Annotated in this window: 17 protein-coding genes; 14 read left to right on the forward strand and 3 right to left on the reverse strand. The window is 64.8% G+C overall.

Features of this window, described 5'->3' with window-relative positions:
- Positions 1-134: 134 nt before the first annotated feature.
- From LWE61_RS05960 to LWE61_RS05970, 3 genes are all read left to right on the forward strand, one after another.
- Entirely contained in the window at positions 135-674 is a 540-nt protein-coding gene (locus tag LWE61_RS05960) for a winged helix-turn-helix transcriptional regulator (RefSeq protein ID WP_234149131.1), read from the forward strand.
- 74 nt (positions 675-748) lie between these two features.
- Positions 749-1846, forward strand: a complete 1098-nt coding sequence (locus tag LWE61_RS05965) for a sensor histidine kinase (RefSeq protein WP_234149459.1) — start codon at positions 749-751, stop codon at positions 1844-1846.
- On the forward strand, positions 1843-2646 hold the full coding sequence (locus LWE61_RS05970) for a LytR/AlgR family response regulator transcription factor (protein WP_234149132.1): 804 nt from the start codon (positions 1843-1845) through the stop codon (positions 2644-2646). Before LWE61_RS05965 ends, LWE61_RS05970 begins: the two co-directional genes overlap by 4 nt.
- 81 nt (positions 2647-2727) lie before the next feature.
- Here the strand turns inward: LWE61_RS05970 and LWE61_RS05975 are convergent, their stop codons facing one another.
- Positions 2728-3162 carry a glycine zipper 2TM domain-containing protein gene (locus tag LWE61_RS05975; protein ID WP_407696209.1) on the reverse strand — a complete coding sequence of 145 codons (435 nt, stop codon included), beginning with the start codon at positions 3160-3162 and terminating at the stop codon, positions 2728-2730.
- Between the two features lie 251 nt (positions 3163-3413).
- Between LWE61_RS05975 and LWE61_RS05980 the strand changes: the two genes are divergently transcribed.
- Together LWE61_RS05980 and LWE61_RS05985 are read left to right on the forward strand one after the other, a co-directional pair.
- A complete protein-coding gene (locus LWE61_RS05980) occupies positions 3414-4514 on the forward strand; it encodes an esterase-like activity of phytase family protein (RefSeq protein WP_234149133.1) in 1101 nt (366 codons plus the stop codon).
- A gap of 35 nt (positions 4515-4549) precedes the next feature.
- Positions 4550-7255 (forward strand): EAL domain-containing protein, encoded by a 2706-nt coding sequence (locus LWE61_RS05985; RefSeq protein ID WP_234149134.1) that lies wholly within the window; start codon positions 4550-4552, stop codon positions 7253-7255.
- 374 nt (positions 7256-7629) lie between these two features.
- Here the strand turns inward: LWE61_RS05985 and LWE61_RS05990 are convergent, their stop codons facing one another.
- Positions 7630-8403: a CsgG/HfaB family protein gene (locus LWE61_RS05990; protein WP_234149135.1), complete on the reverse strand. Its 774-nt coding sequence runs from the start codon at positions 8401-8403 to the stop codon at positions 7630-7632.
- Between the two features lie 204 nt (positions 8404-8607).
- On the opposite strand from LWE61_RS05990, the gene lepA reads away from it, so the two are divergent.
- The 7 genes from lepA (at position 8608) to LWE61_RS06025 (ending at position 14090) form a co-directional block, all read left to right on the forward strand.
- On the forward strand, positions 8608-10416 hold the full coding sequence (gene lepA, locus LWE61_RS05995; protein WP_234149136.1) for a translation elongation factor 4: 1809 nt from the start codon (positions 8608-8610) through the stop codon (positions 10414-10416).
- A complete protein-coding gene (locus tag LWE61_RS06000; protein ID WP_234149137.1) occupies positions 10416-10610 on the forward strand; it encodes a hypothetical protein in 195 nt (64 codons plus the stop codon). The genes lepA and LWE61_RS06000 overlap by 1 nt, the downstream gene beginning before the upstream one ends.
- Positions 10611-10813: 203 nt before the next feature.
- On the forward strand, positions 10814-12301 hold the full coding sequence (locus tag LWE61_RS06005) for a peroxidase family protein (protein WP_234149138.1): 1488 nt from the start codon (positions 10814-10816) through the stop codon (positions 12299-12301).
- Positions 12302-12673: 372 nt separating this feature from the next.
- The gene (locus LWE61_RS06010) at positions 12674-12880 is read left to right on the forward strand and encodes a cold-shock protein (protein ID WP_234149139.1); all 207 of its coding nucleotides are present in this window, start codon (positions 12674-12676) and stop codon (positions 12878-12880) included.
- Between the two features lie 92 nt (positions 12881-12972).
- Complete coding sequence (locus tag LWE61_RS06015; protein WP_234149140.1) at positions 12973-13299, forward strand: DUF6481 family protein; 327 nt, start codon at positions 12973-12975, stop codon at positions 13297-13299.
- 373 nt (positions 13300-13672) lie between these two features.
- The gene (locus LWE61_RS06020; RefSeq protein ID WP_234149141.1) at positions 13673-13816 is read left to right on the forward strand and encodes a hypothetical protein; all 144 of its coding nucleotides are present in this window, start codon (positions 13673-13675) and stop codon (positions 13814-13816) included.
- Between the two features lie 64 nt (positions 13817-13880).
- Positions 13881-14090: a hypothetical protein gene (locus LWE61_RS06025; RefSeq protein WP_234149142.1), complete on the forward strand. Its 210-nt coding sequence runs from the start codon at positions 13881-13883 to the stop codon at positions 14088-14090.
- 326 nt (positions 14091-14416) lie between these two features.
- On the opposite strand, the gene LWE61_RS06030 is transcribed toward LWE61_RS06025, so the two are convergent.
- Positions 14417-15088 (reverse strand): spermine/spermidine synthase domain-containing protein, encoded by a 672-nt coding sequence (locus LWE61_RS06030; RefSeq protein ID WP_234149143.1) that lies wholly within the window; start codon positions 15086-15088, stop codon positions 14417-14419.
- Between the two features lie 218 nt (positions 15089-15306).
- Here LWE61_RS06030 and LWE61_RS06035 point away from each other — a divergent pair, with 218 nt between their 5' ends.
- On the forward strand, positions 15307-15753 hold the full coding sequence (locus LWE61_RS06035) for a 3'-5' exoribonuclease (RefSeq protein ID WP_234149144.1): 447 nt from the start codon (positions 15307-15309) through the stop codon (positions 15751-15753).
- Positions 15754-15852: 99 nt separating this feature from the next.
- Entirely contained in the window at positions 15853-16521 is a 669-nt protein-coding gene (locus LWE61_RS06040) for a CDP-alcohol phosphatidyltransferase family protein (RefSeq protein WP_234149145.1), read from the forward strand.
- The last annotated feature ends 240 nt before the right edge of the window (positions 16522-16761 follow it).

The raw sequence follows: 16761 nt of genomic DNA on the forward strand, positions 1-16761 counted from the left end.
TTGTGATGCACAGCGCAACAAAAAACAGGCCTGCGCGAAGAAAAACGCCATTTTGGGGGCGCGGTGATGCGCGAAAGCCCATTTTTACCCTTCGCTCTTTTGCGTATCCTGCGCTTTTGGGCTAGCAATGGATCATGGGTCCAAGACAGGAAATCACGGGTTTCGAGGGATGCTCTCTCCCGTCCGCGCTGGAGGTGATGGGAGAACGCTGGTCGTTCCTGATCCTGCGCGCGGCGGTGAACGGCATCGTCCATTTCGAGGATTTCCAGGCCGCGCTGGGCATTGCGCGCAACATATTGTCCAACCGGCTGGTCAAGCTGGTCGAGCATGGCATCCTGTCCCGCGAGCCGGTGGAGGAGGACAAGCGCAAGGTCGCCTATCGCCTGACGTGCAAGGGCCGGGGGCTGCTGCCCGCGATGATCGCGCTGCGCCAGTGGGGCGAGAAATGGGGCAGCGGCGTGCCCTGCACCCCGATCCTGACCGACAAGCGGGACCAACTGCCCATCCGCCCCATCGCGATCCTGTCGGCCGACGGGCGCGAGCTGGAACTGGACGATCTGTGCTGGGTCGAGATCGACGGTGCGGATGGCGGGCGCGAGAGCGGACGCGGGTGTGGGGGCGATCCTGCGGTCGGGACGGCTGACGGCAGGTGCGGTAAAGCGACTGTGGTTTGAGGGGCAGGTTGACGGGCATGCAGCAGAGAATCGCGCGGGACGCCGGGGGCGGCGACACGCATAAGGTGCATGGCATCCCGGTCATCCACATCCAGCCCAAGCCGTTTTTCGAGGACAAGAGCCGCGCCTTCTGGAACCTCCAGACGCTGGGCTGGCTGGGCGCGTTCATCCTGCGCGCGCTGTCCAGCATCGCCAATGGCCAGCCGGCCGTATTCCTGGTGCCGGTCTTCATCTCGACGGTCAGCGGCTATTCGCTGACCCTGCTGATGGGCGTCGGTTATCGCTATCTGTTGTCGCAGCGGCCGCTGATTACGTGGACCACGTCGATCCTCGTCACCTTCGTCGCGGCGATGGCGTCGGCGTTCATCGACGCCTGGGTGTTCACTACGCTGAACCCGATGATCGAGGCGCCGGGGGTGAAGCTGTTCCTGGGCGCCTTCTACCTGACCTTCACCCTGCTCGCGGCCTGGTCGGCGCTCTATTATGCGATCAACTTCTTCCTGACGGTGGAGGAGCAGCAGGACCAGCTCCAGCGGTTGGAATTGCAGGCGTCGAGCGCGCAACTGGCGATGCTGCGCTATCAGCTCAACCCGCATTTCCTGTTCAACACGCTCAACTCCATCTCCACGCTGGTGCTGCTGAAGCAGACGGAGCGGGCCAATGCGATGCTGTCGCGCCTGTCCGCCTTCCTGCGCTACACCCTCATCAACGAGCCGACCGCGCAGGTGAGCCTGGAGCAGGAGGTGGAGACGCTGAAACTCTATCTCGACATCGAGAAGATGCGCTTCGAGGACCGGCTGCGCCCCGCCTTCATCATCGACCCGGCGGTGGCGAAGGCGCGTCTGCCCTCCCTGCTGCTCCAGCCGCTGGTCGAAAACAGCATCAAATATGCGGTCACGCCGCTGGAGGAAGGGGCCGACATCACCATCAGCGCGCATCCTGTCGGTGAAAACGTCCGCATCATCGTTTCGGACACGGGTCCGGGATTGCAAGATGGGCAGGTCCGGGAACATCTATCCACCGGGGTCGGGCTGGCCAACATCCGCGACCGTCTCGCCCAGGCCTATGGGGAACGGCAGAGCATGGATGTGCGTTCGACACCTGAAGGCGGTTTTTCGGTCATCATCGAAATGCCGTTCGTCCTGGAAGAACAACCGAAGGTAGCCGCATGACAATTCGTACCATTCTCGTCGATGACGAGAGTTTGGCGATCCAGGGTCTCCAGCTCAGGCTGGAGCCGTTTGACGATGTTGAAATAATCGATACCTGCACCAATGGTCGCGAGGCGATCCGGTCCATCAAGACCCACAAGCCCGACCTTGTCTTCCTCGATATTCAGATGCCCGGTTTCGACGGATTTTCCGTCGTGCAGGGGATGATGGACGTGGAGCCGCCGCTGTTCGTCTTCGTCACCGCCTATCATGACCATGCGCTGCGCGCGTTCGAGGCGCAGGCGGTGGACTATCTGGTCAAGCCGGTGGAGCCGCAGCGACTGGCCGATGCGCTGGAGCGGGTGCGCCAGCGCCTGTCCGAAAAGCGCAACGGCGCGGAAGTGGAGCGGCTGCGCGAGGTGCTGGCCGAGGTCGCGCCCGACGCGATGGACGATTTCGTGCCGGACGACAATGCGCCGGCCGCCTCCAACCGTTATGAGAAGCTCATCAACATCAAGGATCGCGGCCAGATTTTCCGCGTCGATGTGGACAGCATCGAGCGGATCGACGCGGCGGGCGACTATATGTGCATCTACACCGCCGACAACAGCCTGATCCTGCGCGAGACGATGAAGGATCTGGAGAAGCGGCTGGACCCGCGCAATTTCCAGCGGGTGCATCGCTCCACCATCGTCAACCTGAGCCAGGTGAAGCAGGTCAAGCCGCACACCAATGGCGAGTGTTTCCTGGTGCTGGAATCGGGCACGCAGGTGAAGGTCAGCCGGTCCTATCGCGATGTGGTGGCGCGCTTCGTGCATTGAGCGGCGCGCTTTTATTCCCTGATACGGAAAGGGGCCGGGATCGTTGCTGATCCCGGCCCCTTTTTGTCGTCACTGCCCGGTTCAGCAGCGGCCATCGCCCTTGTCGATCGCACGGCCCGCCAGAGCGCCGACCGCGCCGCCGACGATGGTGCCCGCGGTGCGGTCGCCCCGGCGGCCCACCACGCTGTTGCCGAGCAGGCCGCCCGCGATGGCGCCGATGATAGTGCCGGTCGTGCCGTCGTTGCGGCAGCGATAATATTGGCGGCCCCGGTTGTAACTGTTGCCATTATAATAGGCGCGCGAGCCGTTATAATAACCGGAGTCGCCGCTGCGGTAATAATCGCCGCGCTGATGGCCACGGTTATAGTCACCGCGATAATAATCGCCCCGGCCATAATCGCCGCGACCATAATAATCGCCACGTCCATAGTCGCCCCGCGCCATGGCGGGGGCCGCGCCGAACGATCCGATGACCATGGCCGCGACGGCGGCGGCGCTCACTATCTTTGCCTTCATCATAAATCCTCCTCGATCCCGCCGATGGCCCCGGTTGGGGGGCGGGCGGCCGATCATGAGGAATGGTGTGCCATGCCGGGCTTGAGCCGGGCCTGAACATCGCTGACAGCCGCCGTTCAGCAAGCGAGGGAGGGGCAGGACGGGGCGGGTTTCGGGCGGGGTGCGCGCCGGAATGGCGCGATTTTCCGGCGGATCTGCACAGAATCCGCATTTTCCCCCGGCGCGGATTTTCCTTGTATAGGGGTGGGGCAATGCAGCGTGCCGTCCTGATCCTCTTCCTCTTCATAGCGTTGATGAACGGGCGTCACCCGGTCCTGCGCAAGCCCCAGAAGCCCGAAACGATGCAGATCGTGGCGACGCCGCTGGTGCCGGTCGCGCCGATTCCGGCGATTCCCGGCGGGCTGCGCTATCTGGGCGGCTGGTCGCTGGTCGCGAATCATGCGAGCTTCGGCGGCCTCTCCGCCATGCGGATGGACGCGGACGGCACCATCATCGCGCAGAGCGATGCGGGGGAGGTCTTCACCTTCCGCCCCGGTCCCGACCCGTCCACCACCCCCTTTCGCGCGCATATGCGGCTGCTGCCGGTCCTGCCGGAGGAGAAGGAGGCGCCGCGCCATTATTGGGACACCGAATCGCTGGCCTGGGATCCGGCCAGCGGGCGCTATTGGGCGGGCTTCGAGGGGCGCAACCGCATCTGCCGCTACGCCGCCGGGTTCAGCCGGGTCGAACGATGCGCCCGGCCCCCCGCGATCCGCGAATGGCCGGGCAAGACAGGGATGGAATCGCTGGCCCGGCTGCCCGACCGGCGCTTCGTCGCGGTGGCGGAGGATGCGCCGGGACCGGGCGGCGTGGGCGACGACATGCTGTTGTTCGCGGGCGACCCGGTCGACGATGCGACCCCACCGCCGCTGCGTATCGGCTATCGCCGGCCACAGGGCTATCGCCCCACCGACGTGCTGGCCATCGGCGGCGAGCGGCTGCTGATCCTGCATCGCCGCCTGACGCTGGCCGATGGATTCACGGCGGTGGTGACGCTGGTCGACCTGCGCCACCGGCGGCCGGGGCGGTTGCTGGAGGGGCGCGTCGTCGCGCGCATCGCCGCGCCGGTGCCGCAGGATAATTTCGAGGCGATGGCGATACACTGGGAACGGTGCGGGGACGAGCGCGGCGGGAGTCTGCGCCCCATTTTGTGGATCGCGTCGGACGATAATCACCTCTTCTTCCAACGCACACTGCTGCTCAAATATGCGATGCCGCCCGGCTGGTTCGACGGCGCGCACGGTGGCGGGGACGGTCGCGTAACCCCATCCCATTCCCCATCCCCTGCGCCATCCTTTTCGGGGCGACCGTAACGCTTTTTCAAGCAGGGGAATGGCATGAGGGGCGCATGCGCGTGTCCCATGATCTTTCCGCCCGCGACGCCACGCCCTCCCTGCTCGTCGCGATGGGTCTGGTGGAGTCTCCATCGGGCCGTCCGCCTGCATGGCTGGTGCGGGCCTTGTCCACCATATCGCTGATGTGGCCGCTGGTCGTCATCGCGCGGATGAGCATCTTTCTGGCGCTGGCCGGTCCCGCCATCGGCATCTGGCTGGCGCAGGAGATGATCGTCGGCACCGCGCTGACCGCCCTGCTGTTCGCGGTCGATGGCGCGATCATCGTGGTGCCGAGGCTTGGCCTGCTGCAATGCCGCCCGCCGCATATCCAGTTGCGCTGGCTGATGCCGCTGATCTTCGCGTCGGCGGCGCTGTACGGCATGTTGGGCCATGCCGTTTTCTCCGCCACGGGACAGGGAAACAGCGCCGCCCTGCTGTTCGCCATGGTGCTGCCCGCCACGGTCGCGGTGAGCATATTCGGCGCGCAGCGTATCCTGGGCTTCCTCTATTGCCTCGCCACCATGGCGCCCTTCCTGCTCTCCGTCCCCGAAGGATTGCCGCAGGTCGTCCCCGTCGCGGGCCTGCTGGGCCTGTTGCTGGCCGCCGTGATGCAGGCGCGGGCGGATCAGGAGAATTTGCAGGACAAGCAGCTCAACCAGATGCGCGGGGAACAGGCGCTGGCGCTGCTGACCGATTTCGAGGAGGCCGGGCAGGGCTGGTTCTGGGAAAGCGACCGGGCGGGCCGCCTGACCTATGTGTCGGAGACGCTGGCCGCGAAGCTGGGCCGGACGGTGGCGGAGCTGATCGGCCAGCCGGTGGCCGTGATGATCGATCAGGATGCGGACAGCCGGAGTGCGGGCCGGGCGGGCATAGGCGCAGGCGGCCATGCGGGCGACGGCCAGCGGACGGTGGGGTTCCACCTGTCGGCGCGCGCCTCCTTCGCCGACATGCCGGTCCGCGCGGCCACGGCGGAGGAATGTTGGTGGTCGCTGTCCGGGCGGCCCGTCATCAATGAATTCGACCAGTTCATGGGATTCCGGGGCAGCGTCGCCGACCTGACCGCCATGCGCCGGTCGCAGGCGGAGATCGCCCGGCTCGCCCGCTTCGATTCGCTTACCGGGCTGGCCAACCGGGCGCAGATGGCGACCACGCTGGAACAGGCGATAGACGGGCAGAAGGGGCGGCGGGGCGATTGCGCGCTGTTCCTCCTCGACCTCGACCGGTTCAAGGCGGTGAACGACAGCATGGGCCATCCGGCGGGCGACGCGCTGTTGCGGCAGGTCGCGCAGCGGTTGCAGCGTTCGGTCGGCACGCTGGGCACCGTGGGCCGTCTGGGCGGGGATGAATTCCAGGTCGTGTTGCCCGCGATGATCGACCGCGCCGACCTGGCCAAGCTGGCCGAGACGATCATCCACAGCGTGTCGCAGCCCTATGCCGTGGAGAGCGCGCAACTGGTCATCGGCGTGTCTATCGGCATCGCGATCGCGCCGTTCGACGGCACCGACGCCGACACGCTGATCCGCAACGCCGACCTTGCCCTGTATGACGCCAAGGATGCGGGGCGGGGCGTCTGCCGCTTCTACTCGCAGGAAATGCACGCCGATGCGGAGGATCGCCGCCGTCTGGAGCAGGATTTGCGCCATGCGATCAGCACCGGCGGCCTGCATGTCGAATATCAGCCGGTCGTCTCCACCGCGACGGAGAAGATCAGCGGGTTCGAGGCGCTGGTCCGATGGGACCATGCCCAGCGCGGCGCGATTTCCCCCGCCGTCTTCATCCCCATCGCGGAGGAGGCGGGCCTGATCGCGCAGATCGGCGAATGGGTGCTGCGCACCGCTTGCGATGATGCCATCGGCTGGCCGGAGGGCACGCGGGTCGCGGTCAATGTCTCGCCGATCCAGTTCCGCAGCCCCGCCTTTCCGTCGCGCGTGTTGCAGGCGCTGGCCCGATCCGGCCTCAGCCCGGAACGGCTGGAGCTGGAGATCACCGAGAGCGTCTTCCTGGACGAGGGAACGGACAGCGACGCGATGTTCGCGCAGTTGAAGGGGCTGGGCGTGCGGCTGGCGCTCGACGATTTCGGGACCGGCTATTCGGCGCTGCGCTATCTGCGGACCGCGCCGTTCGACAAGATCAAGATCGACCAGAGCTTCGTGCGCGGCGCGGCGATCAAGGGCAGCCGCAATGGCGCCATCGTGAAAGCCATCGTCAGCCTGGCGGAGGCGCTGTCCATGGAAACCACGGCGGAGGGCGCGGAGACGCTGGACGAGCTGGACCTGATCCGCTCGCTGGGGTGCAGCCATATGCAGGGCTATGTCTATGGCCGCCCGACGCGCAACGCATTCGTGATGGAACGGTTCGCGACCCATGGCGTCTATGCGACCGCCAGCGGGCCGAAGGCGAGCCGCGAACCGCGCCGCGTCACCCTGCGCTCGGTCAAGCTGGGCCATGGCGGCCACAACTATGACGCGCGCATCCGCAACATCTCGCGCGGCGGGGCGATGGTTGTGGGGCTGGCCGACGTGCCGGTGGGCACGGTGTTCGACGTGCAGTTCGCCAACAGCGTGGCGGTGCGCGCGACCTGCCGATGGTCGTCGGAGGACAAGATGGGCATCGAGTTCGAACAGGCGCCCGACATCGACCTGCTGCTGTCGCCCGCGGATGTGCAGCGCCCGCCGCTGGCGATTGCGGCGCAGGGCGAGGGATGGCGACGCGCGGGGTGAGCGGGGTGAGCGGGGTGCCGCGAGGGTGGGGTCATCCCTGCCCGTTACCGTGCACCTGATCCGGGATATGGCTTTCTGTCTCGATGCTGTGCCCGAAGGAACAGCGCGACGCCGGGTCTCGTCCGGGGTGATGTGTGGGCTTCGTCCGCCTGCGGCTCGCTGCGTTCGCAATGACGCGATGGATCAATCTAACGTCGCGCATCACCCGGACGCAGAACGGTCCTTCGACAGGCTCAGGACGAACGGACCTCTGTTGCCTTGAAGGTCTTCATGCCCCGCTAACGGCTGCCGACAGCTCGCCCCCGACCGACACGAAAAAGGGCGCGGCAGGTGTCCCGCCGCGCCCCCGGATCGCCGCTATGGCGTGGGGTGTTTTACTTCGTCGCCTTGGGCGCGGCGGCGGCCGCGTTGACCGGCAGGCCGCCGAGCTGGGTGACGAGCTTGGTATAGGCGTCGAGGTAGCTCAGCACGATGATCTGGCCGATCGCCGTGTCCTGATAGCCGCCCGCGCCCGCCGCGCCGAAGGCTCCGCCACCGAACAGGCCGCCGCCACCGCCGAAGCTGATGTCCGACTTGCGGGCATAGCCCTCCGTCATCGCCTCTTCCTCGGTCGTGCGGGCGTTGACGATGCTGAGCGTCGTCTTGGCCTCGCCCTTCTTGACGCTGATCGCGCCGGCCAGCGCGCCGAGCGTGCCGCCCATGAAGCCGCCCAGCACGCCGCCGATGCCGCCACCGCCGCTGTTGCGGTTGGCAGTCACGATGTCAGGCTGGAGGAAATAGTCGGCGGCCTTGACCTGGCCCTTGCCGAGGTTCGACCCGCGCTGCAATTCACCGGAGTCCGCCATGGCGCGTTCCAGATTGCGGCTCTGGAGCGAGCGGCCACGGTTGACGATGCCGAAGCAGCCGGATTTCTGCACGAAAATCTTGATGATCGCTTCCGGGCTGCCGAGGTTGAACTCCCGCCACCACTGATTGTCCGGCTCCACGATCGCGACGGTGCCGAGACGACGGGTGCAAACGGGAATCTCCGCTTCACCCTTCTGCTGCTTCTGGTGGGCGGAACTGCCCTTGTCGGCGGCGAACGCCACCGGCGCGCCCAGCGGCGCAAGCATCGAAGCCAGAGCAACGAGCGAAACAAACTTACGCATTCTGTCATTCCCCCGAACAGGACTGTTGGACTTGCTATGTCCCGGAACCTTGCCTCAATCCACAGGGCTTCCGGTCTTTCTTGTGCGCCCGAGCCTTATATATGCTCCGATCATTATCACGGCTTTTGCCCTTTGCCTACAGGCGGCGGGGCACGATGGCGCTGCGGTGCTGACAGAGGCCGCATCCCCTGCTATCGGCGCGGGATGACCGATCTCTCCCTCATCCGCAATTTCTCCATCATCGCCCATATCGACCATGGCAAGTCCACGCTGGCCGACCGGCTGATCCAGCGCACCGGCGGCCTGTCCGACCGGGAGATGACCGCGCAAGTCCTTGATAACATGGACATCGAGAAGGAGCGGGGCATCACCATCAAGGCGCAGACCGTGCGTCTGGATTATAAGGCCAGCGACGGGCTGACCTATGAGCTGAACCTGATGGACACGCCGGGCCATGTCGACTTCGCCTATGAGGTCAGCCGGAGTCTCGCGGCGTGCGAGGGGGCGCTGCTGGTCGTGGACGCGGCGCAGGGGGTGGAAGCGCAGACCCTCGCCAATGTGTACCAGTCCATCGAGCATGACCATGAGATCGTGCCGGTCATCAACAAGATCGACCTGCCCGCCGCCGAACCGGAGAAGGTCCGGGCGGAGATCGAGGAAGTCATCGGCATCGACGCCAGCGAGGCCGTGCTGGCCAGCGCCAAGTCGGGCATCGGCATCGACGACATCCTGGAAGCCATCGTCAAGAAGATCCCGCCGCCCAAGGGGGACCGCGACGCGCCGTTGAAGGCGATGCTGGTCGACAGTTGGTACGACCCTTACCTGGGCGTCGTCATTCTGGTGCGCGTCATCAACGGCGTCATCAAGAAGGGCCAGCAGGTCAAGTTCATGATCGGCGGCACCGAGCATCTGATCGACCGGGTCGGCTGCATGCGGCCCAAGATCGAGCAGCTGGCCGAACTCGGCCCCGGCGAGATCGGTTTCATCACCGCGCAGATCAAGGACATCAGCCAGACCCGCGTCGGTGACACCATCACCACGGTCAAGGGCGGCGCGACGGAACCGCTCGACGGCTTCAAGGAAGTGCAGCCGGTGGTGTTCTGCGGCCTGTTCCCGGTCGACGCCAACGACTTCGAAAAGCTGCGCGAATCGATCAGCAAGCTGCGCCTGAACGACGCCAGCTTTAGCTTCGAGATGGAGAGCAGCGCGGCGCTGGGCTTTGGTTTCCGCTGCGGCTTTCTGGGCCTGCTGCATCTGGAGATTATTCAGGAGCGGCTGACCCGCGAATATGACCTCGACCTCATCACCACCGCGCCGTCGGTGGTGTACAAGATCCAGCTGACCCACGGGAATGGCGAGATCGAGCTGCACAATCCCGCCGACATGCCCGACCCCACCCGTATCGCGGACATTGAGGAGCCGTGGATCGAGGCGGTCATCTATTGCCCGGACGAATATCTCGGCTCCATCCTGAAACTGTGTCAGGATCGGCGCGGTATCCAGAAGAACCTGACCTATGTCGGCGGCCGTGCGCAGGCGACCTATGAACTGCCGCTCAACGAGGTGGTGTTCGACTTCTACGACCGGCTCAAGAGCATCAGCCGGGGCTATGCCAGCTTCGACTATCACCAGATCGGATACCGGGAGGGCGATCTGGTCAAGATGAGCATCATGGTGAACGCCGAACCCGTGGACGCGCTGTCCATGATCGTCCACCGCGGCACGGCGGAAACGCGCGGGCGCGGCATGTGCGAGCGGCTGAAAGACCTGATCCCCCGCCACCTGTTCAAAATCCCCATTCAGGCGGCGATCGGCGGCAAGGTGATCGCGCGCGAGACGATCGCGGCGATGCGCAAGGACGTGACCGCCAAATGCTATGGCGGCGACATCAGCCGCAAGAAGAAGCTGCTGGACAAGCAGAAGGAAGGCAAGAAGCGGATGCGCGAATATGGCAGCGTGCAGATTCCGCAGGAAGCCTTCATCGCGGCGCTGCGCATGGGTGACGACAACTGATGGCCAAGGGCGGCGGGTCCGAACGGTTCGAACGGCACAAGCAGCCGTGGACGGGCGACGAGGTGCAGAAGCTGCACACGCTCGCCGCCAAGGGCATGGCGTTGAAGGCCATCGCCAAGGCGCTGACCCGCAGCGAGGAATCGGTCAAGGATCGCGCCAAGGCGGACGGGCTGAAGATCGCCAAGTTGCGGTAAGTCGTTGGACAGGTGGAACCATAGTCGATCCGCCCTGAATTTGCGCATTTCATCCCGATCCTGTCACCGTCCATCGTCCGATGGGCGGGCGGACTTATTCCCAGTCCGAAACATACTATGACGGATAATTGCCGTCCTCTACCCCGATCATCGGGCCGTACATTGAAAACATAAGAAAATCACAATGTTGCTTAGGAGGACTTATGGCTCGTCACGGTATCTATCCGCACGATATTATCCCCCCGCGTTCGAAATATTTCGATTCCGGGCGGTTCGGCCGGATATTCGCGGAACTCCCGGCCTTTTCATCGGACACGCCGGAAATACGGGAGGCGCTGATCGACATCGGCAAGGCCGGCGGCATCATGGACGCCAAGGACAAGCTGTCCGAAGGGCCGATCAAGCTCATCACCGAACCGGCGCTGTCCGCCAAGAACCCCAATAATCCGCAACTGACCGCAGGCTTCACCTTCCTCGGGCAGTTCCTGGACCATGACATGACGTTCGACCCCACCTCCAGCCTGGAGCGGCAGGCGGACCCAGAGCATATCTCCAACTTCCGCACGCCCTCGCTGGCGCTGGACAATGTCTATGGCGCTGGGCCGGGCGGCAGCCCCCACCTCTACGATCAGGGCGCGGGCAAGGGGATCAAGTTCCTGCTGGAGCCGACCGGCACGGCGGGCAAGTTCGACGTGCCGCGCAACAGCCAGAATGTCGCGCTGATCGGCGACCCGCGCGACGACGAGAACCTCATCATCTCCCAATTGCAGGTGGCCTTTCTCAAATTCCACAACGAGGCGGTCGATTATGTGAAGGCGAAGATCAAGCTGACCAACCCCGACCAGATATTCGGGGAGGCGCAGCGTCTGGTCCGTTGGCATTATCAGTGGATCATCATCCATGAATTCCTGAAGAAGACGTGCGGCGCGGAGATTGTGGACGACATTCTCGCCAACGGCCGCAAACATTATAAATGGCATAATGAGCCGTTCATCCCGGTCGAATTCTCCGTCGCGGCCTATCGGTTCGGGCATAGTCAGGTGCGCCCGTCCTACCGGGCCAATTTCACGGGCAATCCGGGCGGGCAGCCGTTCTTCGGCATGATCTTCACCCCCAACCCGTCCGACCCCAACGATCCGGACGACCTGTCCGGCGGCCATCGTGCGCCGCGCCGGTTCATCGACTGGCCGACCTTCTTCGACTTTGGCGACGGTAATGTGCGGCCGAACAAGGCGATCGACACGATCCTGTCCACCGCCATGTTCAAGCTGCCGGGATCGGTGGTGCCCAATGCGGCGGCGAAGACCAACCCGTCCTCGCTGGCGCAGCGCAACCTGCTGCGCCACCTGACCTTCTCCCTGCCGTCCGGGCAGCGCGTGGCCAAGGCGATGGAACTGCCGGTCCTGTCCAAGGGCGATCTGGCCGACCTCCAGCCCTATGGGCTGGATGACCGCACACCCCTGTGGTTCTATATCCTGCGCGAGGCGGCGGTGCTGGCGGGCGGGCAGAGGCTCGGCCCGGTCGGCGGGCGAATCATCGCGGAGGTGTTTATCGGTCTGCTCCAGGGCGACGGCACATCCTATCTGTCGCAAGACCCGGAGTGGCAGCCGTCCCTGCCGACCATCGACCCGGCGCACAAGGGTGACGATTTCAGGATCATCGACCTGTTGCGGTTCGCGCAGGTCGCCTGAACGGTGCGACTGCGGCATCGCCCGGCGCGGCTTTGCGCCGGCGCCGGGCGATGCCGCGAATCGGCGGGGTCGACAGGGAAGCGCCTGTGGTCGGGGCGGCGGGCATCGGGGCTGGCGAAGCGGGCCGTGGCGACCCGATGCACGGCCGCTGGAGCCAGCATCTGCGGCCTTTCCGCCGGTCGTTCCGGCACCGGACGGGAAGGGGGGCTTTCCATTTGGCGGCGATAGGCCTATATACGCCCTGCTTACGTCGACTTTTGACGGATATCGGGCCGCCTCGGCTCACCCCTTGTCCCCCATCAGACTTACGAAGCCGGGATGTGCGACCGTCGTGCATGCCCGTCAACCATGCGGACTAAAGGATATCCGATCATGATCACTGGCACAGTCAAGTTTTTCAATGCCGACAAGGGCTATGGTTTCATCGCGCCTGAGAGCGGTGGCGACGATGCGTTCGTTCACATCTCCGCCGTCGAGCGTGCAGGCATGTCGACGCTCCAGAAGGAGCAGCGCGTGTCTTACGAGCTGGAAACCGACCGTCGTGGCAAGACCTCGGCCGTCAACCTTCAGTCGGCCTGAAGTTGAATGATGCACCGGGCGGGGGTTGCCTCGCCCGGTGCTTTTCGGCGAATATGCCGGAACTGGTTTGAATAGACGTATGGCGAGACATTTTGGCAAAATATCAGGCACCTGATTTTCAAGAGCGCGTTTCCGCAGCGAGCCGCGCCCGTGGCGAGGCCCTGGCAGGCTACAAGGCCAAGCCCCCTGTGGACGAAGCCGTCGTGGCCGCTCGTGCCGCTGCCCGCGCCGCCAAGGAAGCCGCGCACCGCGAGAAGGTCGAGCAGAAGCGGATCGCCCGCGCAGAGGAGCAGGCCGCCAAGGCCGCCGCTCGCGCAGAGGCGGACGCCAAGGCTGCGGCCAAGGTCGAACTGACCGAGGAAGAACGCAAGGCCGCGCGCGATGCGCGTTACGCCGCGCGCAAAAATCGCAAGAAGTGACCGCTGCACGATAATAGGGCGGATCGCCGCGCGAACTCATGGGGCTGTGGTCCGAATGGGGTGCGGCGGCCGCTACAGGACCGGGACTATCCCGGAACCCGCATCGGGCGTTTGGCCCGGTGTGACATTAGGGTCGGGTAGCAGCCGCTATCCTGCAAGCCGGGAATCGCCCGGTGACAGGAAAAGCCGGGCATATCCGGCATCATCAAGAGCCGGGCACGACCCGGTATCAAAACAAAGCCGGATATATCCGGCAAGGACGGGCGGGACATTCGGTTCTGCCCGACGGAATGGAGAGGTCCCTTGCGCACTATCATGCGCCCTGACGGCCGCCATTCCCATCAGAGAAGTGGCGACGATCGCCAGGAACAACATGCAGACTATGATTGATATTACCCACCGCCCCACCCTGTCCCTGTCGTTCGACAGGAAGGCACGGCGGTCCCACGACACCCTACCCACCGGCACATTGTCGCGCTCCGAACTGAAGCGTATCGTGGCCGAGATGGTCGGGTAAAGAAAAAAAGCCGGTCCCGGCGGGCAGGAGTCCCACCGGATTATCCATTGAGCGAGGTCCACCCATGAGTAAGTCCGAAATCCGCCCCTTCCTGATCACCAAGGACGAAGAGGGCAATTTCCGCCTGACCGTGCGCGAGACCCGTTATAATTCGCAGGGCTATCCGCTGGTCAAGAGCAGCCTCCAGGAGGAATTGTTCAAGACCGCGACCGCCGCAAAGGCGTTTGCCCGCGACCAGTTCAAGGCCGAACCCGGCCAGTACGCCACCAAGTAAGGCGGCGTCAGGACAGGAAGAGAGAGGCCGGGCATTGTCCCGGCCTTTTTTGTTGGTTGGAGGGGGAAGGCGCCGGGCTGTCGCTCTTCCCTCTTCGTCACGCCGGAGCTGATCCAGGCTTCCGCTTGCGTCGAGCCGGTGGGTTGCCAAGGAAAAGCGGGATCACGGATCCAGGTCCGGGAGGACGTGTGGTGGGGGTCGTCGCCGCCCCCATCGGGGCGCATGAAGATAGGGGCAGTCGCTGGGCTTCGCCTGCCCTGCGGGTCGACAGGCCCAGGACGAACGGTGGGGATCGGCGCTGCCGCCCACACCGAAGAACCTGCGCCTCAACGCATCTGCGCGAACCAGATGACATGGCGCGGCCCCTTGCCGTTGGAGCGGGCGCGCACGGCGACCTCGTCCACCAGGAAGCCCGCCGAACCCAGCCGCCGCTTGAAGACATCGTCCTGCCCCGCCGACCAGATGGCCAGTATGCCGCCGGTCTTGAGCGCCTGCTTCGCCGCCGACAGCCCCTCGCGCGAATAGAGGCGGTTGTTGGCCCGCCGCACCAGGCCGTCCGGGCCATTGTCAACGTCGAGCAGGATGGCGTCATAGCTTTGCCGCGCGTCGGCGATGACATTGGCGACATCGTCCATCTCCAGCGTCAGCCGCGCGTCGTCGAGGCAGCCGTTGGTCAGGTCCGCCATCGGGCCGCACGCCCATTCGATGATCTCCGGCACCAGTTCCGCCACGGTGATCCGCGCGTCGGCGGCGAGGCGGGCCTGCGCCGCGCGCAGGGTGAAGCCCATGCCATAGCCGCCGATCAGCATGTGCGGCGCCTTGCGCCCGCGCAGCCGGTCGCAGGTCATCTCGGCCAGCGCCTCCTCCGACCCGCTCATCCGGCTGTTCATCAACTCGTTGCGGTCGAGCACGATCATATGGTCGTTGCCCCGGCGGTACAGGCGCAAATCCTCGCCACCGGGCACATGGGCGGTTCCGATCAGTTCGCGCGGTTGCATGGGCGGTCTTTCTGGCTGGCGGGGGCAGGGAGGACGGCGGTGCGCCCCTTTCTGCGCGCCATGCCGCAAGCGGCCCGCGCCGTAAAGTCGCGTGGTTGGGGGAAAGGCCAACGCCGCGCGAGGACGGTTTACGAGCGGGCGCGGGGACGGCATAGGGGCGGCCTGCCACGTCCGGGTCTTTCCAGTCTCGGCCCCCCGACAGGACGAGTCCCACCGCCATGCGCTATTTCCTCGACACAGAATTCAACGGTTTCGGCGGCGCGCTCATCAGCATCGCGCTGGTGCCGGAGGAGGGGGATCAGGAATTCTACACCTCCCTGCCGCTGCCCGACGAGATTCATCCGTGGGTGGAGCAGAAGGTGGTGCCCTATCTGCGCCATGTGCCGCAGGGCGTGGACTATCATCTGACGCGCGAGGATGCGGCCTTTCATGTCGCCAAATATCTGGAAGGCGACAGCGACCCGGTCATCATCGCGGACTGGCCGGAGGATGTCGCGCAATTCTGCATGTTGCTGCTGACCGGTCCGGGCGAGATGGTGAATGTGGAGGGGCTGCGGTTCGAACTGCTCCGCACGCCGGGGTTCAGCTCCGCCGCGAACAGCCGGGTGCCGCATAATGCGCTGCACGATGCGCGGGCGCTGAAGGTGTTTTATTGCGGGGAATGAGCCAACTCGCTCGATAACGAGCAAAAATTGCGTCGCATCGGCACGGCGGCAACTCTATTCCGCTGGACTTTCCGTTCGCGGATGTCACAGAGACGTCACATGTCACGCACTACGAAGCCGGTCAACCGCATCCAGCAAAATCTCCTCGCATCCGCCGAACGGCGGTTGCTGAACTGGATGTGCGCGCGCCTCCCGGCATCCATCAGCCCGGACGACCTGACCACGCTGGGCTTTGTCGGCGCGATCATCATCTCGGCGGGCTATATCTTCAGCCTGTGGAACGTGCATTGGCTGTGGTTGTCCATCGCGGGCTATTTCGTGCACTGGCTGGGCGACTCGCTGGACGGCAGCATCGCGCGCTATCGCAAGATCGAACGGCCCAAGTTCGGCTATTTCATCGACCATAGCACCGACGCGCTGGCCAATATGATCTTCCTGATCGGGCTGGGCGTTAGCCCGTTCGTGCGGCTCGACGTTTCGCTGTTCGCGCTGGCCGGCTATTTCATGCTGTCGATCCACGCCTTTCTGGCCGCGCGGGTGGTGAGCGAGATGCGCCTGTCCTACCTTGCGGGCGGGCCGACCGAATTGCGGCTGATCCTCATCACCATGACGCTGCTGATGATCTTCGTGGGCAAGGCCCCGTCCTTCGTTGCGGAATTTTCCTCCTACGACCTGTTCGTGGGCGGGGTGGGCATATTGATGGTCGTGCTGTTCATCATCCAGACGACCAAGACGGCGCGCGACCTGCTGCGACATGGCGAACTGTAAGGGCCGCTGACCGGGGCCGGGTCTTTGGGCCTGTGTTGCCCATGCCCCGGAATGGTTGGGTACTCCTCAATCCCTTCCTAAAAAGAGAGCCGCTGCCGAATGATCGGGAGCGGCTCTTTCAGTTGGGCAGGAGAGGGTCAGGCTGGATCGACGGTCCAGACAAGCGAATGGCGGGGAAGGGGTTTTCCCATGCTCTGTTCGAAAGTCGGATCGTCGATGTCGATTAGTCCACGCCGGTTC

This window comes from Sphingobium sufflavum, from assembly GCF_021403115.1.
Classification (GTDB): domain Bacteria; phylum Pseudomonadota; class Alphaproteobacteria; order Sphingomonadales; family Sphingomonadaceae; genus Sphingobium; species Sphingobium sufflavum.